Annotated in this window: 23 protein-coding genes and 1 tRNA gene; 13 read left to right on the top strand and 11 right to left on the bottom strand. The window is 29.6% G+C overall.

Annotated features, from left to right (window positions below; genetic code table 11):
- From V3V28_RS03235 to V3V28_RS03225, 3 genes are read left to right on the top strand one after another with little or no spacing between them, the layout of a single operon-like run.
- Positions 1-540, top strand: a complete 540-nt coding sequence (locus V3V28_RS03235; RefSeq protein ID WP_331363587.1) for a DUF4136 domain-containing protein — start codon at positions 1-3, stop codon at positions 538-540.
- A 59-nt stretch (positions 541-599) separates the two neighbouring features.
- A complete protein-coding gene (locus tag V3V28_RS03230; protein WP_331363586.1) occupies positions 600-764 on the top strand; it encodes a DUF5522 domain-containing protein in 165 nt (54 codons plus the stop codon).
- A 53-nt stretch (positions 765-817) separates the two neighbouring features.
- Entirely contained in the window at positions 818-1,528 is a 711-nt protein-coding gene (locus V3V28_RS03225; protein ID WP_331363585.1) for a DUF4197 domain-containing protein, read from the top strand.
- A gap of 78 nt (positions 1,529-1,606) precedes the next feature.
- Here V3V28_RS03225 and V3V28_RS03220 read toward each other — a convergent pair whose 3' ends face one another.
- The 3 genes from V3V28_RS03220 to pyrF are packed head-to-tail and all read right to left on the bottom strand — an operon-like array spanning position 1,607 to position 4,175.
- Positions 1,607-2,488 (bottom strand): sterol desaturase family protein, encoded by an 882-nt coding sequence (locus V3V28_RS03220; RefSeq protein ID WP_331363584.1) that lies wholly within the window; start codon positions 2,486-2,488, stop codon positions 1,607-1,609.
- Between the two features lie 49 nt (positions 2,489-2,537).
- Complete coding sequence (locus tag V3V28_RS03215; protein WP_331363583.1) at positions 2,538-3,323, bottom strand: ABC transporter substrate-binding protein; 786 nt, start codon at positions 3,321-3,323, stop codon at positions 2,538-2,540.
- Between the two features lie 36 nt (positions 3,324-3,359).
- Entirely contained in the window at positions 3,360-4,175 is an 816-nt protein-coding gene (gene pyrF / locus V3V28_RS03210; protein ID WP_331363582.1) for an orotidine-5'-phosphate decarboxylase, read from the bottom strand.
- Positions 4,176-4,278: 103 nt separating this feature from the next.
- Here pyrF and V3V28_RS03205 point away from each other — a divergent pair, with 103 nt between their 5' ends.
- From V3V28_RS03205 to V3V28_RS03180, 6 genes are all read left to right on the top strand, one after another.
- Positions 4,279-4,779 carry a TlpA family protein disulfide reductase gene (locus tag V3V28_RS03205; protein ID WP_331363581.1) on the top strand — a complete coding sequence of 167 codons (501 nt, stop codon included), beginning with the start codon at positions 4,279-4,281 and terminating at the stop codon, positions 4,777-4,779.
- 112 nt (positions 4,780-4,891) lie between these two features.
- A complete protein-coding gene (gene tpiA / locus V3V28_RS03200) occupies positions 4,892-5,650 on the top strand; it encodes a triose-phosphate isomerase (protein WP_331363580.1) in 759 nt (252 codons plus the stop codon).
- Between the two features lie 78 nt (positions 5,651-5,728).
- Complete coding sequence (gene prmA, locus V3V28_RS03195; protein ID WP_331363714.1) at positions 5,729-6,565, top strand: 50S ribosomal protein L11 methyltransferase; 837 nt, start codon at positions 5,729-5,731, stop codon at positions 6,563-6,565.
- Positions 6,566-6,575: 10 nt separating this feature from the next.
- Positions 6,576-6,851, top strand: a complete 276-nt coding sequence (locus V3V28_RS03190) for an ATP-dependent Clp protease adaptor ClpS (RefSeq protein ID WP_331363579.1) — start codon at positions 6,576-6,578, stop codon at positions 6,849-6,851.
- Positions 6,852-6,853: 2 nt separating this feature from the next.
- Positions 6,854-7,126, top strand: a complete 273-nt coding sequence (locus tag V3V28_RS03185; protein WP_331363578.1) for a hypothetical protein — start codon at positions 6,854-6,856, stop codon at positions 7,124-7,126.
- Between the two features lie 125 nt (positions 7,127-7,251).
- Positions 7,252-7,404 (top strand): hypothetical protein, encoded by a 153-nt coding sequence (locus tag V3V28_RS03180; protein WP_331363577.1) that lies wholly within the window; start codon positions 7,252-7,254, stop codon positions 7,402-7,404.
- A gap of 103 nt (positions 7,405-7,507) precedes the next feature.
- On the opposite strand, the gene V3V28_RS03175 is transcribed toward V3V28_RS03180, so the two are convergent.
- The 4 genes from V3V28_RS03175 to V3V28_RS03160 all read right to left on the bottom strand — a co-directional run bounded on the left by V3V28_RS03175 (position 7,508) and on the right by V3V28_RS03160 (position 9,452).
- Positions 7,508-7,581, bottom strand: a tRNA-Arg gene (locus V3V28_RS03175).
- Positions 7,582-7,639: 58 nt separating this feature from the next.
- Positions 7,640-7,870: a putative signal transducing protein gene (locus V3V28_RS03170; protein WP_331363576.1), complete on the bottom strand. Its 231-nt coding sequence runs from the start codon at positions 7,868-7,870 to the stop codon at positions 7,640-7,642.
- Positions 7,871-7,881: 11 nt separating this feature from the next.
- Positions 7,882-8,034, bottom strand: coding sequence for an SsrA-binding protein (locus tag V3V28_RS03165; protein ID WP_331363575.1), 153 nt, complete (start codon positions 8,032-8,034; stop codon positions 7,882-7,884).
- Positions 8,035-8,114: 80 nt separating this feature from the next.
- A complete protein-coding gene (locus V3V28_RS03160; protein ID WP_331363574.1) occupies positions 8,115-9,452 on the bottom strand; it encodes a hypothetical protein in 1,338 nt (445 codons plus the stop codon).
- A 443-nt stretch (positions 9,453-9,895) separates the two neighbouring features.
- Here V3V28_RS03160 and V3V28_RS03155 point away from each other — a divergent pair, with 443 nt between their 5' ends.
- Positions 9,896-10,828: a calcium/sodium antiporter gene (locus V3V28_RS03155; RefSeq protein WP_331363573.1), complete on the top strand. Its 933-nt coding sequence runs from the start codon at positions 9,896-9,898 to the stop codon at positions 10,826-10,828.
- Between the two features lie 79 nt (positions 10,829-10,907).
- Here the strand turns inward: V3V28_RS03155 and V3V28_RS03150 are convergent, their stop codons facing one another.
- Positions 10,908-11,921, bottom strand: coding sequence for a glutamine synthetase beta-grasp domain-containing protein (locus V3V28_RS03150; protein ID WP_331363572.1), 1,014 nt, complete (start codon positions 11,919-11,921; stop codon positions 10,908-10,910).
- A 172-nt stretch (positions 11,922-12,093) separates the two neighbouring features.
- Here V3V28_RS03150 and V3V28_RS03145 point away from each other — a divergent pair, with 172 nt between their 5' ends.
- Complete coding sequence (locus V3V28_RS03145) at positions 12,094-14,277, top strand: glutamine synthetase III family protein (RefSeq protein WP_331363571.1); 2,184 nt, start codon at positions 12,094-12,096, stop codon at positions 14,275-14,277.
- A gap of 252 nt (positions 14,278-14,529) precedes the next feature.
- Complete coding sequence (locus V3V28_RS03140) at positions 14,530-15,708, top strand: AIR synthase related protein (RefSeq protein WP_331363570.1); 1,179 nt, start codon at positions 14,530-14,532, stop codon at positions 15,706-15,708.
- Between the two features lie 78 nt (positions 15,709-15,786).
- Here V3V28_RS03140 and V3V28_RS03135 read toward each other — a convergent pair whose 3' ends face one another.
- The 3 genes from V3V28_RS03135 to V3V28_RS03125 all read right to left on the bottom strand — a co-directional run bounded on the left by V3V28_RS03135 (position 15,787) and on the right by V3V28_RS03125 (position 18,428).
- Positions 15,787-16,440 (bottom strand): hypothetical protein, encoded by a 654-nt coding sequence (locus V3V28_RS03135; protein WP_331363569.1) that lies wholly within the window; start codon positions 16,438-16,440, stop codon positions 15,787-15,789.
- A gap of 353 nt (positions 16,441-16,793) precedes the next feature.
- Positions 16,794-18,038 (bottom strand): T9SS type A sorting domain-containing protein, encoded by a 1,245-nt coding sequence (locus V3V28_RS03130; protein ID WP_331363568.1) that lies wholly within the window; start codon positions 18,036-18,038, stop codon positions 16,794-16,796.
- 162 nt (positions 18,039-18,200) lie between these two features.
- Positions 18,201-18,428, bottom strand: coding sequence for a hypothetical protein (locus V3V28_RS03125; RefSeq protein WP_331363567.1), 228 nt, complete (start codon positions 18,426-18,428; stop codon positions 18,201-18,203).
- Between the two features lie 302 nt (positions 18,429-18,730).
- Between V3V28_RS03125 and prfA the strand changes: the two genes are divergently transcribed.
- Positions 18,731-19,807 (top strand): peptide chain release factor 1, encoded by a 1,077-nt coding sequence (gene prfA, locus V3V28_RS03120; protein WP_331363566.1) that lies wholly within the window; start codon positions 18,731-18,733, stop codon positions 19,805-19,807.
- Positions 19,808-19,992: the final 185 nt, after the last annotated feature.

Raw genomic sequence — 19,992 nt, 5'->3', positions numbered from 1 at the left:
ATGAAAAATTTTATTTTTTTAGTATTTAGTGCTTTTTTAATTACTTCTTGTAGTTCTGTAAAAGTGACTACAGATTATGATACCAAAGTCGATTTCAATCAATACAAAACATTTGCATTCTATAAACCCGGAATTGATAAAGCAGAAATTTCTGATTTAGATAAAAAAAGGATTTTAAGAGCAATTGAATCTGGGTTAATCGCTCAAGGATTTACAAAATCTGAAAATCCAGATATGTTAGTCAGTATTTTTACAAAGTCTAGAGAGAAAGTAAACGTAAATCAAAATAATAATTTTGGCTATGGTTTTGGCTGGGGATGGAATCCTTATATGTTTGGAAACATGAACAATACTAATGTTTCTCAATATACCGAAGGAACGTTATTTATAGATTTTATAGATAAAGAAAAGAAAGAATTAGTTTGGCAAGGAATTGGAACCGGAGCTTTAAAACTTCAGAATAGAGAAAAAAAAGAGGCTAGAATTAAAGAATTCGCGAATGAAATTATTTCAAGGTTTCCACCAGGTAAAGAAAAATAAAATTAAATTAGCGTTCTTCGGAACGCTTTTTTTATGGATTAAAATGATATTTTTGCAAAGTGTATAATAAAAGAGTAGAATTAGAAGAAGGAGATTATTACCTAAATGAGCAAGGGTATAAGGTTTTTACCGAAAAATTTCATTTAAAAAGAGGTCATTGCTGTAAAAGTGGTTGTAAACATTGTCCGTACGGATATGATAAAAAAACAGATACATTTAATTAAAAAAGTGACTTTTAATAAAAAAAGGTTTAAATAGAATAAATAAATTTAGAAAAATGATAAAAAGAATTTTAGTTTTAGTAATTGCAATTCAGTTTACTGGATGTGCAGAATTGCAAAATGTTATTAATAATTTACCAAGTGGAGGTGCTTTATCTCAGCAGCAAATAGGAAATGGTTTAAGGGAAGCGTTAGACAGCGGAATTAAAAATCAAGTTTCTAAATTAACATCTAAAGATGGTTTTTACAGAAATCAATTGGTAAAAATATTATTACCAGAAGAATTACAAGCTGTAGATAAAGGATTGCGAAGTATTGGTTTAAGTAATTTGGCAGACGAAGGTATAAAAGTATTAAACCGAGCAGCTGAAGATGCTGTAAAAACTGCAACTCCTATTTTTGTAAATGCTGTAAAAGACATAACATTTGCAGATGCAAAAAACATTTTATTAGGTGAGCAAAACGCAGCAACTGCATATTTGCAATCTAAAACTTCAGAAAGTTTGTATAATAGTTTTAGCCCAGTTATTAATAAATCTTTTTCTAAAGTAGGTGCAGATAAAATATGGTCTAATTTAATTACCAAATACAACTCAATTCCTTTTGTTAAGAAAGTAAACCCAGATTTAACAGGTTATGTAACTAACCAAGCTTTAAAAGGTGTTTTTACTATGATTACTAATGAAGAAAAAGGTATTAGAGAAAAAGTTGGGTTAAGAAGTACAGCTTTATTAAAACAAGTTTTTGCTTTACAAGACAATAGATAAAAATAGTTTAAAATAAAAAATGATAAAACGCTATGCTTTAAAGTATAGCGTTTTTTTATTTATCCCAAGAACGCTATTTTATTTATTAAATTCCTTAAAATCTACAGAAGGATCAAAATCATTATTTGTTTTTAAAGAATAAAGCTCGCTTTTTGGATCTTTAGATCTAATTAGTGGAAATAATAATTGTACATACCATGGTTCTTTCATTTGATTCCATGCTCCAAAACGTGTTGTGTATTTTCTAGTTATTTTAGCGGTACCAAATATAATATCCCATAAGAAAAGTAAATTTCCGTAATTTCCATTTGGATTGCTAACACCATCTTCAGAAGTTAAACCATGATGTGCAAAGTGTGTTGCAGGAGTAGAAATTGTTCGTTCAATTAACCAAGCAAATGGTTGTAAAATTCGGTATTTATATAAGAAACGATCCCATTTTGTTTCACTATGAGCTAATAAAATTACAACTAACTTTACAGCGATATAATAAATGTAAATTTCGCCCATTCCTAAATAGACTAAAACTGCAGAAAACCAAATACCAGGCATCATTGCGTAATATAAAGTCGCATTTCTGTACGTAACTAAAACACCCATCTCTTCTACGACATGATGCGGTCTGTGTAATTTCCAAAAAGTTTTATTTTCATGAGAGAACCTGTGCCACCAATATTGCATTAGGTCATCAAAAATTAAAAAAGCTGCAATGTGATACCAAAAAGAACTATCAATAAAAATATTATTAAGTTGAGGTAAAAAAGTATTCATTAAGAAAACAACGGCTACAATAATTGCTGGCTGAATTAAGGTTGGTAATGTTACTAAACTAATTAACTCTATCGTAAAATCGTTTTTGGTTCTTTTATCATCAATATATAAACCGCCAAAAGCTTCAATAATTCCTAAAAATAATAATACGGCTGCGGGAATTAATTTACCAATAATTTCTGAAGTCATTCTTTTGTAGCGTTTGAATGACAAGATAAGAAAAGAATTGTTAGATTATTTATTGATGAAGCGTTTTAAAATATTCAAAAGCTTTAATTAAACGACTCCCATACCAAGAAAACATTTCGCCATCTACAAGAAATGCTTTAGAATTGGTAATTTGTTCTATTTCAGAAACGTCTTTTTCTTTAAAAGGATACGGTTCTGATGATAAGAAAAGGAAGTCAAGATTACCTTTTAACTTTATTTTGTCTAACTCAATTTCTGGGTAGCGTTCTTTGTTTTGATATATATTATCAAACTTATTTAGTTGAAGTAAATGATTGATAAATGTATTATTAGCAGCAATCATCCAAGGGGTTTTCCAAATAAAGTATGCCACTTTTTTTATTTCTTTAGTGTTGATGAATTGCAGAAAGTCTGTTAATTCAAAATTAATTTTTCGAATAATTTCTTTTGCTTCAGTCTTTTTATAAAATAAATTCCCATATAATTTAATGAGTTCTAAAGTATCATCAATTGTATAAATATCAGAAACATGTGTTGGTGCAACTTGTTTGCAGAGTTTTACAATCTCTTTTGTGTTTTCTTCCTTATTGCAAAGAATTATATCTGGCTTTAAAGTTTTAATTTTTTCAATGTTGATGTTTTTTGTTCCACCAACAATTGTTTTTATTTCCTTTAAATAATTCGGGTGAATACAAAATTTTGTAAGACCAACAATACTTTCTTCCAAACCTAAATCAACTAATAATTCAGTTAAACTAGGTACTAAAGAGATAATTCGTTTAGGTCTTTTATCAAACTCTAAAAGGCTGCCAATTTGGTCTTGATACGTTTTCATGCTAAATGAGGTTCTTTATCAAGAACGGAATGATTGTTAGTTATTAAGAATAACTTCCATTTGTTGCTGTAATTCTTTAGCGTTTGTAGTAGCAGCTTCAGCAAAATTAGTTTCGTTTGAGGCATAAATAATTCCACGAGAAGAATTGATTAGCAAACCAATATTTTCTGAAAGGCCATATTTACAAACATCTTGTAAACTTCCACCTTGTGCGCCAACACCCGGAACTAATAAAAAAGAAGTAGGAACAATTTTTCTAATCTCTTTAAAATATTCAGCTTTTGTAGCACCAACAACATACATTAAGTTTTCGCTATTTTTCCAAGATTTAGAAGTTTCTAAAACTTGTTTGTAGACTTCTTTTCCATCTATAATTTTTGTTTGAAAATCGAAAGCACCTTCATTAGAAGTTAACGCTAACATAATGGTGTGTTTGTTTTTAAAAGCTAAAAAAGGCTCTACAGAATCTTTTCCCATATAAGGTGCAACTGTAACAGAATCAAATGCTAAATCTTCAAAAAAGGCTTTTGCGTACATTGTTGAGGTATTACCAATATCACCACGTTTAGCATCTGCAATTGTGTAAATTTCAGGATAATTTGTGTTTAGATAATTGATAGTTTTTTCTAAAGATTGCCAACCTTTTATTCCATAAGCTTCATAAAAAGCGGTATTTGGTTTGTAGGCAACACACAAATGATGAGTAGCATCAATAATTGCTTTGTTAAATTCAAAGATTGGGTCTTCTTCTGTTAAAAGGTGAGATGGAATTTTGTTTAAATCCACATCTAATCCTATACATAAAAATGATTTTTTCTTTTTAATTTGGGCAATAAGTTCTTGTGTTGTCATTTGTTTTCTAAAAGTTATGCAAAAGTAGGTATTTTTGTTTTTAAATTTAGTGTCAAGTTGTAAGTATTAGATATCTTACAAGACCAAATTCAAAAATTAATTTATGTTTAAAAAGGGTTCAATTCTAGTTTTACTATTAATCGTTGTTAGTTGTAATTTTGAAAGACCAACAGAATTTTCAGAAAAAGCTTTAAGTGAGAACGTATATGATTTAAAGGATGTTTCTACAACTTTTAAAGATGTATTAAATGAACACAAAGGGAAAAAAATATTAATTGATGTTTGGGCTTCTTGGTGTAGAGATTGTTTATCAGCTATACCCAAAACTAAAGAATTACAGGAAGAGTTTCCAGAAGTTGTGTTTTTATTTTTATCTGTTGATCAAAGAATTGGTTCTTGGAAAAGAGGTGTAAAGCGTTATAATATTAAAGGAGAACATTATAATTTACCAAAAGGGATGAAGAATGGAGATTTGGTAGATTTTTTAAATTTAGGTTGGATTCCTAGATATCTAGTTGTTGATGAAAAAGGAAAGATATTACTCTTTAAGGCTACTGATGCATCAGATGAAGATATAATTACAGCATTAAAAAAATCTATATAAAACGTTTTAGTAACTATTTCTAAATTTAAAAGTTTTTTATTTTACATTCCTTAAATTTACTGCTGAATAAAAGTTAAATTTCACCTATTAAAAAGGGATAAAAACAAGATATATGAGAACAAAAATAGTAGCAGGGAACTGGAAAATGAACAATGATAGGGATGAAAGTAGAGAACTTATCAAAGATTTAAAAAAGGCAATTAAAAAAGAGGAACTAAAAAATACTCGTGTAATTGTTGCTCCTACTTTTGTAAACCTTTCTACTTCAATGAAAGCAGCAAGAAAATCTAAAATTGAAGTAGTTGCTCAAAATATGCATCAAGCAAAAAATGGAGCTTATACAGGTGAGATTTCTGCAAGTATGTTAAAATCAATCGGAATTAAAACGGTTATTTTGGGTCATTCAGAAAGAAGAACTTATTTTAATGAAACTGATGAATCTTTAGCTGAAAAAGTAGATGCTGTTTTAGAAAACGATTTAGAAACAATCTTTTGTTTCGGTGAATTACTAGAGGATAGAAAATCTGATAATCATTTTAAAGTTGTTGAAAGTCAATTATCAAAGGCTTTATTTCATTTAGAAGGTGATGCTTGGAAAAATATTATTTTAGCTTATGAACCAGTTTGGGCAATTGGTACAGGAGAAACTGCAAGTGCAGAACAAGCGCAAGAAATGCATGCTTTTATTAGAAGTATTATAGAAAAAAAATACAGTAAAAAAGTATCTAATAAAATATCAATTTTATACGGAGGAAGTGTAAAACCTGCAAATGCAGAAGAGATTTTCTCTAAACCAGATGTAGATGGTGGTTTAATTGGTGGAGCAGCATTAAATGTAGCTGATTTTACAGGAATTATTAAAGCGATATAAGTATCGTATTTAAAGATATTTACAATAAATTTGCATCGAGATTTTAAAATCTTGATGCATTTTTTTTATAATAAGTTTATGGATAATATTTATATAGAATACAACTTTACAGTAACGCCTAAAGAACCAGCAACAGAGATTTTAATTGCTGAATTAGGCAATGTTGGTTTCGAGAGTTTTGTTGAAAACGAAAATGGTGTAACAGCATATATTCAGAAAGAAGTGTTTAATTCGAATATTCTTGATGATATATTTGTTTTAAATTCTGATGAGTTTTCAATTGAATACAATCAGAATGAAGTTCCACAAACAAATTGGAATGCAGAATGGGAAAAGAATTTCTCACCAATTCAGGTTGATGATTTAGTAAGTATTCGTGCACCATTTCATGAAAATCCAAATTTAAAATATGATATTGTAATAGAACCAAAAATGAGTTTTGGTACAGGTCATCATGAAACTACACACATGATGGTGCAGCATTTATTACAATTAGATTTAGAGAATAAAAAAGTATTAGATATGGGGTGTGGAACCGGAATTTTAGCAATTTTTGCTGAAATGAAAGGAGCAAAACCTACAGACGCTATAGATATTGATAACTGGTGTTATGAGAATTCCATAGAAAATGTTGAACGTAATAACTGTAATAATATTTCTGTTTTTGAAGGAGATTCGTCACTTTTAATTAATAAAAAGTACGATGTTATTATTGCAAATATCAACAGAAATATTTTGTTGATGGACATAAAAGTCTATGCAAACTGTTTAAATGAAAATGGAGTTTTGCTATTAAGTGGATTTTATCAAGAAGATATTCCCATAATAGATGCAGAAGTTTCTAAATATTATTTAAAACAAGAGACTTTTATCGAAAGAAATAATTGGGTTGCATTAAAATACAATAAATTGTAATTTTGTGATTATGAGTACAAAGGAAAAAATACAAGAAGAAGTTGATGTTTTAGAGCAAGAAGTTTTTCAGCATGAAATAGTATTGCATAATGATGATGTAAATACATTTGATCATGTAATAGATTCTTTAATAGATGTTTGTGAGCATACTTTAGAACAAGCAGAACAATGCGCAACATTAGTTCATTATAAAGGAAAATGTACCGTTAAATCTGGTGAATATAAAGATTTGGAACCAAGATGTTCTAAATTATTACAATTAGGTTTATCTGCAGAATTGGTGTAATTATGGAAAACGTATATAAATATTTTCAATTTTCGCCTTACTTTAAAGATGAATCTGAAGCTTTTTCTGGAAACGAAATTTGTTATGCAGAGATTAATTTAAAGCATTTTTTAGTTTTTGAAAAAAAGAACTCAACTCTTAATTTATATGTTTCAAAATATAAATTGAGAAGTGAAATAGGTAAGAAACCTCCAGAAATTCTAGAATTACTAGTAGAAAGTTACGATAAAAGTATACCAGAACACCGTATAGCTATAAAGCAATATTTAGATTAAACTCGAGAAAAAATTCTCGAGTTTTTTTATTTAAAAAGCATGTGACTTATTGAAAAAGGATGTGTCATATAAACAGAATAACAATAGAAATGATTAAAAGAAACATCTTACTAATAGTAATTTTAATGTTTCCCCCAATATTTTTTGCACAGATAATGCCACCACCAGCAGGACCGCCAGATCCACCAGGTTTACCAATTGATGGTTTTACTGGTGTGTTGTTTTTAATAGGAATAATATATGGATTTGTAAAGATTCTTAAAAATAGTAGTAGTTAGTTTTATACTAAGTTTGGTTAGACGAAAAGGTCTTAAACGTAAGTTTAAGGCCTTTTACATTACCTTAAATAAAAAAACTCACCTTATTAAAGATGAGTTTTTGTGACCATGGCAGGATTCAAACCTGCAACCTCTTGAGCCGTAATCAAGTGCGCTATTCAGTTGCGCCACATGGCCGTTAAGCGGCTGCAAATATAATAGAGTTTTTTTAATATAGAAAGGCTATTCTGTTTTTTTATGAATTAATTTCTTCTTTATATGAATTTGCTATGAGTTGTGCCTTTTCTAGGTCTACATTTAGAACAAGCAGTTCAACTGAATTCATTTGTTCTCCAAAACCTGCAAGTCTTGCAGACTCAAATTTATTTTTAATTAGATATTGAATATTATTATCGTCAAGTAGATTTTTTAATCCATTTACAATAATTGAAGACCCTGAAAATATTTTTACATGTTCTGTTGTCATAATTTTTAATTTTAAGTAAGTGAATTTATGGTTACAAAAGCTCTCCAACCAATAATAGCTAATTGAAATTTAGATGCTTTAGAAATATCTAACTCTTTTTTTGTAAAAGAGGGTAAGATCAATTTATTAATTTTAGCAATAATTTTAAAAAATTGTTTTTTCATTTTTGGTTTGATTGTATATCAAATTTAATGAAAAATAAACAACTCACTTTTAAGATGAGTTGTTTTCTGATGGATTTAATTTATTTTTTCTTTCCCATCATTTTTTTAGCAAGATCTGCACTAATTAAAGATTCCAATAAATTGCTGTTATTACCATTTTTTCCTCCTTCAATATATGTAGATGGCAATTGTAACTCCTTAATATGTTGTGCAACACCAACTGCAGTTTTGTATTCCAACTCTGCGCGTTCTTGTGGTGTTAAACCAGCACTTACTAATTTTGCGTTTTCATAATATTGAGCATCGGCTGCAACTTTTTTACTTTTAGCTTTGTACTGTTCAACTTCATACTGTTTTTTTTCCATTATCAAATTAAAACCTGCAACTTTAGCTTCAGTTTCTGCCTCTATGGTTTGCTGAATTTGAATTTTTTCTAAACGAGCTCTTTCTTTTGCTTTTTCAGATTCTCCTTTAGCCACTTCTTTTTTAGCTCTGTAATATTCACGTTCTGCTTGTTGTTTTTCTAATTGAGTTTGTGCAACTTCATTTTTTTGTAAATCTAATCGTTCATCAAATGAAGTTTCCCAATCGATACCCGTAACTTGAGCTTGGTAGATTTTTAAACCATATTGTTTTAATGAATTTGTATTATCTCTAATAATATCTCCATTTGTATCTTTTTTGATCCTAAACTTCTTCTGCTTACTCGATTTTCCTACATGAATTTTTCTGATGGTAGAAGTATCTCCAACTACCTCATTACTGTTTTCTGCTTCATAATATTGTTCTACTTGGTACATTCCGTTTTCTAATTGATCTCTAAAATATCGATCAAAATCAGATGCTTGTCCAGAAATATAATCTTGAGCATCCATTAGTTTACACGTATTTTTTATGGCAGCATCTATATTTGGTAAAATTCTACCGAAAATTAATTTCGATTCACTTTTATTTCTATCTGCCATGTTTAAGAAAATTTTTTCATCATTAATATCTACGCCAACAATAACGGAAGTACTTATTTCTGCTTTAATAGCATCGCTAAATTCCCATTTTTGCGCTTTTCTATTGTAAAAACCTTGTCCGTTTTCTGGTAACTCACTATTGTTAGCAACAATAATGTCTTTAATTGATGTTTCGTAAGAAAGCGGTATAATTCTTCCCCACCATTTTAGTTTTAAACCTTGTGTGGTAATCATTTTATCGCCACCAGTTATATATTGTACAGCATAAGCAGTACCAGCATCAGCGTAAAAAAACAATCCATTTAAAATTGCCATTAAAATACCGAGTACAGTAATTTGAATGCTTCTTTTTGTATTGAACCAAGTAAGAGAAGCATTGTCTTTAAAAATGGTTTTTAAAATGAGTGTTGCAATTCCTACAACAATTAATATTATTCCTATAAATATTAGCATAGCGTTGGTTTTTTAGGTTGATTAAAATAAAATTTGAAAAATAATGTCTGCAATAATTTTGATAATTTTTAATACAATAGTAATCATAGTTAGTAGTAGTTTTAAGTTAGTAAAATTGGTTAAATCCGGGATTGTTTTCTCAATATATGAGAGTTCTATGAAGTCTACCAAACGATTTATTACTTATTATTCAGATTGATTTATAATTTGTAACTAAAAAAACGATTTTTGTTTTAATATTTATACTTGTATCTATAACTATGTTGTATATGTTAATTATTAAGTTAATATAAGTTTGTTTCTGTTAGGTTTTTAAGGGGCTTTTTTACATTTTTTTTAAATGTAAAGGAAATCTCATCTTTTTTGAAGCTATTATTTGGCTTTTGATTTTTTATTTTTTTCTTAAAGTGATAAAAATGTATCTTCGTAAAAAATTAAAATAGATGAATTTTTTATTAATAATAGGTGGTTTGGTGTTGTTGATTTTAGGTGGAAACTGGTTATTAAAATCTGCGGTTGCTTTATCATTAAAATTAGAAATACCAAAAATTGTAATTGGTATGACTGTTGTTTCTTTTGCAACCTCTGCTCCAGAATTAATTGTTAGTATAAATGCAGCTTTAAGTGGAGCGTCAGATTTAGCTTTAGGGAATGTTATAGGTTCTAATATTGCTAATTTAGGTTTGGTTTTAGGTATTACTTTGCTTTTAGGAACTATGGAAGTTCAAAAAAGTTTTTATAAAACAGATTGGCCGGTAATGATCATTGCATCGTTGTTATTATATTTCTTTTTATCTGGAGACAATGTAATTGTACAATATGAAGGGGTTATTTTACTTTCATTTCTAATTATTTTTATAGTGTATCTTTTACGTTTTCAAAAAACAGCAGTTGTAGATGAAATGTCTGAAGATGATGAACCTTTATCAGTTTTTAAAATTGCGCTCTTTTTAGTAATTGGCGGTTTAGGGCTTTGGGGAGGATCAGAATTATTAATAAAAGGTGCAACTTCTTTAGCTTTAGAGTTTGGAGTAAGCGAACGAGTAATTGGTGTTACAGTAATATCTATAGGTACAAGTATCCCTGAATTAGCAGCGTCAATTATAGCTGTTTTAAAGAAGGAAAAAGCAATTTCATTAGGAAATCTTATTGGTTCTAATATGTTTAATATTTTAGCTGTTTTAGGAATTACTTCAATAATAACTCCTGTAGCAGTAAAAGACATGGGGCTATTAACCAACGATATTTTCTGGATGCTAGGTGTTTCTTTTTTAATCTTGCCATTAGTATTCTTTCCAAAAAGAATGCGTTTAAATTGGAAAGATGGTGTTTTATTATTAGTAATTTATGTGTCCTTCATATATATGACGATATAATTTATCTTATAAAAATTAAACAAAAAAAACGCTAACAAATTAATGTTAGCGTTTTTTTTTGTATTTATAAGCTTTAAGATTATTTAACTGGTTTTACAGTTTTAATAATTCTTGCAGCAATTTTATATGGATCTCCATTAGAAGAAGGTCTTCTATCTTCTAACCATCCTTTGTATCCTTTTTCTACAGCGATAATTGGAATTCTAATTGAAGCTCCTCTATCTGAAACTCCCCAAGAGAAATCTGTAATAGATGCAGTTTCATGATCTCCTGTTAAACGTTGGTCGTTAAATTCACCATAAACAGCAATATGTTCTTTAGTTACTGGTCTAAATGCTTCACAAATTTCAGCATATTTATCTGCAGAACCACAAGTTCTTAAGATTGTATTAGAGAAGTTTGCATGCATTCCAGAACCATTCCAATCTCCTTTTACTGGTTTTGGGTGATACTCAATATACCATCCATATTTTTCAGTTAACCTGTCTAATAAGTAACGAGCTACCCAAATTTCATCACCGGCTTTTTTAGCACCTTTTGCAAACAATTGAAATTCCCATTGTCCAGAAGCAACTTCTTGATTAATTCCTTCGAAGTTTAATCCAGCATCAATACATAAATCAGCGTGTTCTTCAACAAAATCTCTACCAAAAGTATTTTTACCACCAACAGAACAGTAATACATTCCTTGAGGTCCTGGGTAACCACCAACAGGGAAACCTAGAGGTAATTGCGTTTTAGAATCCATAATAAAGTATTCTTGCTCAAAACCGAACCAGAAATCGTTATCATCATCTTCAATAGTTGCACGACCATTAGAAACGTGTGGTGTTCCATCTGCGTTCATAACTTCAGTCATTACTAAGTATCCATTTACCCTAGAAGGATCAATATAAATTGCAATCGGCTTTAAAATACAGTCAGATGCTCCACCAGAAGCTTGTTTTGTAGAAGAACCATCAAAAGACCAAAGGCTTAATTCTTCAACAGTTCCTTGAAAGTTTTCGTGTTCTTCAACTTTGGTTTTACTTCTCATGTTCTGAGTTGGATTATATCCATCTAACCAAATGTATTCTAACTTAATTTTTGCCATAATATGTAATTATTTGTGTAATGATATTCGTACTGCAAAAATCAAATATTTTTACGTCATATCAAAAAAAAAGAGGGGTAAAATTTGTAAAATGATTAAAAAATAATTTTATCCCTAATTTCTAAAGGGTATATTTGTTTAAAATTAAAAATAAGTAGAAAATATTAGTAATATGGCAAGGATAAGATTTAATGCATTGCAAGAAACACTTCATAGAAGTCCTATAAAGGTGGTTCAGAATGAAAAAAGATCAATACTTTTTGGTCAAAATGTATTTAATAAGCATGCTATGCAACAGTACCTTACGAGAGCTGCATATGAAAGTGTGATGAATGCAATTGAGCATGGTACTAAAATTGATCGTAAAATTGCAGATCAAGTTGCTGTAAGTATGAAAGATTGGGCAATGTCTAAAGGAGCAACACATTATACACATTGGTTTCAACCACTTACAGGTGCAACTGCAGAAAAACATGATGCTTTTTTTGAATCTATTAATGGTAGTTTAGCGATGGAGAAGTTTGATGGAGAACAACTCGTTCAGCAAGAACCAGATGCATCAAGTTTTCCTCACGGAGGAATTAGAAATACATTTGAAGCTAGAGGATTTACAGCTTGGGACCCAACTTCACCAGCATTTATTTATGAAACTACATTGTGTATTCCTACTATTTTTGTTGCGTATACAGGTGAAGCTTTAGATAATAAAACACCTTTATTAAGAGCGTTGCAATCTTTAGATACACATGCAACTGCTGTGTGTAAATATTTTGATAAAAATGCAAATAAAGTAAGTGCTACTTTAGGATGGGAGCAAGAATTCTTTTTAATTGATGATGCTTTGGCACTTTCTAGACCAGATTTATTATTAACAGGTAGAACATTATTAGGGTATACATCAGCAAAAGGACAGCAGTTAGACGATCATTATTTTGGTACAATTCCTGCAAGAGCTATGAGTTTTATGCAAGATTTAGAACAAGAATGTATGTTGTTAGGTATTCCTGTAAAAACAAGACATAACGAAGTTGCTCCAAACCAGTTTGAGGTTGCGCCAATATTTGAAGAAGCAAATTTAGCGGTAGATCATAATTCTTTGTTGATGGATGTAATGCAGAAAGTATCTCGTCGTCATAAATTTAAAGTATTATTTCATGAAAAACCATTTTCTGGAATTAATGGTTCTGGTAAGCATAATAACTGGTCTTTATCATTAGATGACAAAACCAATTTGTTAAGTCCAGGTAAAACACCAATGAAAAATTTACAGTTTCTAACTTTTTTTATAAATACAATAAAAGCAGTTTTTACGTATGAAGAATTATTAAGATCTTCAATTGCTTCTGCAAGTAACGAATATCGTTTAGGAGCCAACGAAGCACCACCAGCAATTATTTCTGTATTTGTTGGAAAACAGTTATCAGCAGTTTTAGATGAATTAGAAAACGTAACAAAAGGAAAATTATCTCCACAAGAAAAAACCGATTTAAAGCTAAATATTATTGGTAAAATTCCTGAAATTTTATTAGATAATACAGATAGAAATAGAACATCTCCTTTTGCATTTACAGGAAATAAATTTGAATTTAGAGCAGTTGGTTCCTCGGCAAATTGTGCAATACCAATGACTGTTTTAAACACCATTGTTGCAAAACAATTAAAAGAATTTAAAATAGAAGTAGATGCTTTAATTGATGAAAAAGAACTCAAAAAAGATGAAGCAGTTTTTAATGTATTAAGAGAGTATATTAAAGATTCAAAAACGATTCGTTTTGAAGGAGATAGTTATGGCGACTCTTGGGAAAAGGAAGCAAAAAAACGAGGTTTAAGTAACAATAAAACAACTCCGGAAGCTTTAAAAGTAAAAATTGCTGATAAAACAATTTCTTTGTTTGAAGAAATGGATGTTATGAGTAAAGTAGAGTTAGAGGCACGTTATGAAATTGATTTAGAATCTTACACAAAAAAAGTGCAGATTGAAGGTAGTGTTTTAGGTGATATTGCTAGAAACCAAGTCGTACCAACCGCTATTATTTATCAGAATACATTGTTAGAAAACACCAAGAATTTAAAAGAAATTTTTGGAGGTGAGTATAAAAATATCGCCAAAGAACAGATAGAACTAATTATGATTATCTCTAATCATATTACTCAAATTAACGCTTTGGTCATTAAAATGGAAGAAGAAAAGATGAAGGCTAACAAACATTTAGGGTTAAAATTAGCAGAACATTATTGTAATAAAGTTAAACCGTATTTTGTAGATATAAGATATCATTGCGATCAATTAGAAACCATGGTAGATGATAACTTATGGCCACTCACAAAATATAGAGAATTGTTGTTTACTAAATAAATTTATCATTATTAGGGCGTTTTAACAGGCTTTCACTACTCGCTTCACGCAAAAAAGCGTGAGAGCTCAAACAAACCGTTCAATCCCTAACGCATATTGAAAACTTAATAAGTAAGTTATTTAAAATTTACCAATAGATTTAAACACAACTTAAGTAATGTTTTCTATGTACCTATGTGTTCAAAATTATTAAAGACAAATTCATTTTATTTTTAATCAAAAGACTAAATTTGCAATTCACAACACAACAACATGAGTCAAGAAGTTTCTAAACGTTACGCACAAAGAGGTGTTTCTGCATCCAAAGAAGATGTACACAATGCAATTAAAAATATAGACAAAGGCTTATTTCCAAAAGCATTCTGTAAAATTGTACCAGATTATTTAACAAATGATAATGATTACTGTTTAATAATGCATGCAGATGGTGCAGGAACAAAATCTTCTTTAGCATATATGTATTGGAAAGAAACTGGTGATATTTCCGTTTGGAAAGGAATCGCACAAGATGCATTAATTATGAATATTGACGATTTGCTTTGTGTTGGTGCAACAAATAACATACTACTTTCCTCCACTATTGGTAGAAATAAAAGCAAAATACCAGGCGAAGTTCTATCAGCAATTATAAACGGAACAGAAGAATTAATAGAAGACTTAAAAGGTTTTGGAGTTACCATTCACTCAACAGGTGGAGAAACTGCAGATGTTGGCGATTTGGTAAGAACTATTATTGTAGACTCTACAGTAACTGTAAGAATGAAACGTACAGATGTTATTGATAATGCAAACATAAAAGCGGGTGATGTAATTGTTGGTTTAGAATCTTTCGGACAAGCAAGTTACGAAACTGAATATAATGGAGGAATGGGATCAAACGGATTAACATCTGCAAGACATGACGTTTTTCATAAGTATTTAGCAGAAAAATACCCAGAAAGTTTTGATGCCGCAGTTCCTGAAGATTTAGTGTATTCTGGAAATACAAAATTGACAGACAAAGTAGCCAATTCTCCTATTGATGCAGGTAAGTTAGTGTTGTCTCCAACAAGAACATACGCTCCAATAATAAAGAAAATATTATCTGAATTTAATTCAGAAACTGTACACGGAATGATTCATTGTTCTGGTGGTGCACAAACAAAAATTTTACACTTTGTAGATAATTTACACATTGTAAAAGATAACATGTTTCCAATTCCACCATTATTTAAATTGATACAAGAACAATCGAATACAGATTGGAAAGAAATGTATCAAGTTTTTAATTGTGGACATAGAATGGAAATTTATGTTTCTCCAGAAATTGCAGAAGACATTATTACAATTTCAAAATCTTTTAATGTAGATGCTAAAATTGTTGGTAAGGTAGAAGCTTCACCAACAAAAAAGTTGACTATTAAAAGTGAATTTGGTGTTTTTGAGTATTAGAATCAAAATCAATACATATAAAAAACCTACAAAATAGCTTAACTGTTTCTTGTAGGTTTTATTATTTATATAAGAATCTTATAAAATTTGTGGTGTCGCTAAAATAATTTGCACAGTACCTCCTCTTTCAGAACGTTGTATGTTGCAAATTCTTTCTGTTTGTGCTGGTCCTAAAGGTAAGACAGGGCAAGGTTTGTCACCAACTAATTGTATACAGTCTGTACAATTAACAGGAAAAACCCCAGGATTTCCTTTGTTTTCTTGTAAAGATTTATTGTAGATAGTTTCTATAGGTGTGTTTTTTGGTCCGTAATGCCATCCTAAACCTGCTTCTACTTTCATCATCATAAAACAATTTACACCATTTACACAACTAATATCATAAGCTTCAAAGCAAGGTGTATTTGGGTTTAAAGTGAATTCTGCAATATTAGTTCCTGTTTTTCCATGATGAAAATCTGCACTTTTTACAGGGCATTGAGGTTCTATGTAGAAACCGATATTTCCGCTAAAGCAAGCGCCTTTAGAATCGAATACCTGTGTAGCTCCTGCGGCTAACGTAAACTTACCACGTAGCTTATTTACTTTTGTAAGTACAGGAAAGTCGCTAATCGCTGCAGGACTTGGGCAACATTTGTTTGCATTATTGTCTGCAGCAAAAGTTACAAAAACTTCTACGGCTTCTTTAGTCTCATTTTTTACGGATAATTTTGTGTAATCTTTAGTAGTCATAATCTGTGTTTTAGTTAATGTATTAAGTTAGCCTGGTAATACATTAACAATTTTACAACTACTATTTAGTAGCTGTAAGAGTAGAAACACTTGTTTTGTGTTTTGGTGGTTTACACCAAAAGGGTAGCTGTTATTTCTTATTGGTTTAATTTTTAAAGAGTAACTTCTTTAAATTTGATGAAATTTGAATAAAAAAAACTCACTATTAAAAGTGAGTTTGGTGGTTTTGAGTATTAAATTTAAGTTTCGTTATTGTTATGATATAAAATCGTTTTAATGTTTTATGTCAGTCGATAACGAAGTTAGCGTTTTTTAGATATAGAAACAAACTAAATTAGTAGCGTGATTTAATATTACTTATCAAGTAAAACCTTATAAGTAGCGTTTCCTAATTTGTTTTCAATTTTTAAAAATAAAATGGCACCATTATAAGTAGGTGTTTTTAGAGTTATTTTTTGCTCATTTGGTTGTATTTTCTTTTTAAAGAGTTCTTTACCATTTACATCATAAAAATAGAGCGTAGAAGCAACATTTATTTGTTCTGAAAATTGAATGTTTAAATTATTTTTTGCGGGAATAGGAAAGATATTAGCAGTAACTTCTTGTTTTACTTTTTCTATGTTTAAGGAAAACGCAAGAGCATCTGACCAAAAATAAAGATAGCGTGAATCATTTCTCCACAAATCATCAGTTGTATCCCATTTTTGAAGAATATGTTCATCTAAATCTTCGTTAGTATTAAATGTTCTTATGTGTTTAAAATAGTTTCTAAAATCGCTAATAACACTATACCATTGTTGATGAATAGTAATAGATTGATTGGTAGGATACGTGTATATGAATTTTTCAACACCTATACCAGTTGTTACAAGAACAGTTTCTGCTTCAGACACTAATCCTTCTGCATTATACGAATAATCTGTTTTTTTATAACCGTTTTCGCTCCATTCTTGGTTGCTAATATTCCAACCATGCCATGATTTTTTTATTAAATTTCCTCCAACATTTTCATAAATTATTCTTTCATTGTTTTGCCAGTTATTCAAAAAATCTCTCCAGATAAGTTTTGTTTGTAAGATGATTTTATCTGAAGCATATTCATATTCTGTTTTTGTACTATTAACAAAAGGATTAGTGCCATCACTTACTTCTACTATTTCTTCAATTATATTATCAGCACTATATTGATAAGATGTTTTTTCAACTTGAGTCCAAATATCACTCCAATAATAGAATTTTGCATCACTACTAACATTATTTACTAAATAATTATAAACATATTTAGTACTATTGTCCCAAACATCTGTATTTAAATTCCAATTCTGAAAATTGGTTTCAATTAAATTATTGTTTGCATCATACTCTTTTAAAGTTTGATAAAAATTATCCCAATTTGTGCCAGAAAGATTCAGTCTTAAATAATTGGTTTCTTTATTTCCGTTATTATCAAAAGTTAAAATTTCTCTTGTATGAAGCCTCCAATTTGTGTTGCTTGTATCCCAAGAAAGAAAATGAACGGAATCTAATTTTTGTATGGTTTGACTATTTGTTTGTTCTATAAATAATAAAAAAACTAAAATAAGTAATGATGTTTTCATGTCTTTTTTAACATAAATATAGCACAACAAAGAGCTTAATATTGTGTATTATGTGTCAATTGTAATTATTTAGGTGTAAATGGAATAAAAAACCTTATCAGTTGAAAGTTAGTTAGATGGTACTTTTTTTAGCAACTAAAGAGATTGTAAAAAGGAAGAGTGTTAATGTATACTCTTAAAAATGAAATCAATTTTAAAATCATCATTAGAAACTGCAGCTTTTAGTAGTTTATTTTCTAGCCAATATGTTATTTTCTTCGGAAACTCATTTTGTAGATTTTCACAAACAAAAGAAGAATAAGTTTGTTGTGTGAATTTGAATAATGTAGAATTTTCATTTACACCAGAAACTTTTAAAAATAAAGTGTCGTTTTTGGTGATGATTTTCATTTTTTCAAAAAAAATAGTGTCTTTTCCTTTTAGAGTCAACCCAGCTCCAGAAAAATTATTTTGCCAAGTTTCATAAGTTGTAATGCTATCTTTATCGTTTGTACGAATCCATTCCCCCTAAAAGAAAAGAAGGTTTTTTAGGTTTTAGGTTTTCTGTTTTACAAGAAGTAATTAATAAAAAACAGCAAATGATTCGTAAATACTTCATTGGTTTAGCTTTGATTTCTTCAAATATACTAAAAACGAAATAGTTAACTTTCCGATAAAAATTGTAAATTCGCAATCCAAGAAAAGAGCAGAAGATGTTAGATAAATTAAGAATTGTTAAGCAACGTTATGATGAAGTTTCTGATTTAATTATTCAGCCAGACGTTATCATGGATCAAAAACGTTATGCTGGTTTAATGAAAGAATATAAAGATTTAGGCGATGTTGTTAAGAAAGGTGAAGAATATCAGACCTTAACAAACAACATAGCAGAAGCTAAAGAAATTCTTGCAGATGGTTCTGATGCAGAGATGAACGAGATGGCAAAGATGGAAATTGACGAAGCCAATACTAGAATTCCTGAATTAGAAGATGAAATAAGATTCTTATTAATACCTAAAGATCCAGAAGATACTAAAAATGCAGTTGTAGAATTACGTGCAGGAACTGGTGGAGATGAAGCAAGTATTTTTGCTGGAGATTTATTTAGAATGTATACTAAATATTGTGAAGGTAGAGGATGGAAAGTTTCTACTGTAGATTATTCTGAAGGAACAAATGGTGGTTTTAAAGAAATTCAATTTGAAGTAAATGGATCAGATGTTTACGGAATTTTAAAATTTGAAGCTGGTGTACATCGTGTGCAAAGAGTTCCACAAACGGAAACACAAGGTAGAGTTCATACTTCTGCAGCAACTTGTATGGTTTTTCCGGAAGCAGAAGAATTTGATGTTGAGATTAACCCAAAAGAAGTAAGAATCGATTTTTTCTGTTCTTCAGGCCCTGGAGGTCAATCTGTAAATACAACGTATTCAGCAGTTCGTTTAACGCATTTACCTACTGGTTTGGTTGCACAATGTCAAGATCAAAAAAGTCAGCATAAGAATAAAGAAAAAGCTTTTAAAGTATTACGTTCTCGTTTGTATGATTTAGAATTAGCAAAGAAGAATGCTGAAGATGCTTTAAAACGTGGTTCTATGGTTTCTTCTGGAGATAGAAGTGCAAAGATTAGAACTTATAATTATGCACAAGGACGTGTTACAGATCATAGAATAGGTTTATCATTATATGATCTACCTAATATCATGAATGGAGATATTCAGAAAATTATTGATGAATTGATGTTAGCAGAAAATACAGAGAAATTAAAAACATTAGGAGACGGAATCTAGTTTTCTTAAATTATAAATTTAAAAACCTCAAAATTTAGACATAAAAAAAAGCGATTAAAGTTTTAGGGGGAACTTTTAATCGCTTTTATGTTAAACAAATAATTATGAAGTTATTCTATACATATTACTATGTGGGGGAAAGAATAAATTACTAACACTACAAATTTAGAGTAGTTTTAGAGAAC

Source organism: Polaribacter sp. (genome assembly GCF_036480315.1).
Lineage (GTDB): Bacteria > Bacteroidota > Bacteroidia > Flavobacteriales > Flavobacteriaceae > Polaribacter.
Note: the sequence above shows the minus strand (reverse complement) of the source record. Positions and strands in the feature narration are given on the sequence as shown.

Coding starts and splice junctions, on each gene's coding strand:
- V3V28_RS03165 (WP_331363575.1), bottom strand. CDS start 8,034: ATGAAAAAACAATTTTTTAAAATTATTGCTAAAATTAATAAATTGATC.
- V3V28_RS03170 (WP_331363576.1), bottom strand. CDS start 7,870: ATGACAACAGAACATGTAAAAATATTTTCAGGGTCTTCAATTATTGTA.
- V3V28_RS03155 (WP_331363573.1), top strand. CDS start 9,896: ATGAATTTTTTATTAATAATAGGTGGTTTGGTGTTGTTGATTTTAGGT.
- V3V28_RS03125 (WP_331363567.1), bottom strand. CDS start 18,428: ATGAAAATCATCACCAAAAACGACACTTTATTTTTAAAAGTTTCTGGT.
- V3V28_RS03205 (WP_331363581.1), top strand. CDS start 4,279: ATGTTTAAAAAGGGTTCAATTCTAGTTTTACTATTAATCGTTGTTAGT.
- V3V28_RS03140 (WP_331363570.1), top strand. CDS start 14,530: ATGAGTCAAGAAGTTTCTAAACGTTACGCACAAAGAGGTGTTTCTGCA.
- V3V28_RS03180 (WP_331363577.1), top strand. CDS start 7,252: ATGTTTCCCCCAATATTTTTTGCACAGATAATGCCACCACCAGCAGGA.
- V3V28_RS03135 (WP_331363569.1), bottom strand. CDS start 16,440: ATGACTACTAAAGATTACACAAAATTATCCGTAAAAAATGAGACTAAA.
- pyrF (WP_331363582.1), bottom strand. CDS start 4,175: ATGACAACACAAGAACTTATTGCCCAAATTAAAAAGAAAAAATCATTT.
- prfA (WP_331363566.1), top strand. CDS start 18,731: ATGTTAGATAAATTAAGAATTGTTAAGCAACGTTATGATGAAGTTTCT.
- V3V28_RS03130 (WP_331363568.1), bottom strand. CDS start 18,038: ATGAAAACATCATTACTTATTTTAGTTTTTTTATTATTTATAGAACAA.
- V3V28_RS03160 (WP_331363574.1), bottom strand. CDS start 9,452: ATGCTAATATTTATAGGAATAATATTAATTGTTGTAGGAATTGCAACA.
- V3V28_RS03225 (WP_331363585.1), top strand. CDS start 818: ATGATAAAAAGAATTTTAGTTTTAGTAATTGCAATTCAGTTTACTGGA.
- V3V28_RS03215 (WP_331363583.1), bottom strand. CDS start 3,323: ATGAAAACGTATCAAGACCAAATTGGCAGCCTTTTAGAGTTTGATAAA.
- V3V28_RS03220 (WP_331363584.1), bottom strand. CDS start 2,488: ATGACTTCAGAAATTATTGGTAAATTAATTCCCGCAGCCGTATTATTA.
- tpiA (WP_331363580.1), top strand. CDS start 4,892: ATGAGAACAAAAATAGTAGCAGGGAACTGGAAAATGAACAATGATAGG.
- prmA (WP_331363714.1), top strand. CDS start 5,729: ATGGATAATATTTATATAGAATACAACTTTACAGTAACGCCTAAAGAA.
- V3V28_RS03150 (WP_331363572.1), bottom strand. CDS start 11,921: ATGGCAAAAATTAAGTTAGAATACATTTGGTTAGATGGATATAATCCA.
- V3V28_RS03190 (WP_331363579.1), top strand. CDS start 6,576: ATGAGTACAAAGGAAAAAATACAAGAAGAAGTTGATGTTTTAGAGCAA.
- V3V28_RS03235 (WP_331363587.1), top strand. CDS start 1: ATGAAAAATTTTATTTTTTTAGTATTTAGTGCTTTTTTAATTACTTCT.
- V3V28_RS03145 (WP_331363571.1), top strand. CDS start 12,094: ATGGCAAGGATAAGATTTAATGCATTGCAAGAAACACTTCATAGAAGT.
- V3V28_RS03185 (WP_331363578.1), top strand. CDS start 6,854: ATGGAAAACGTATATAAATATTTTCAATTTTCGCCTTACTTTAAAGAT.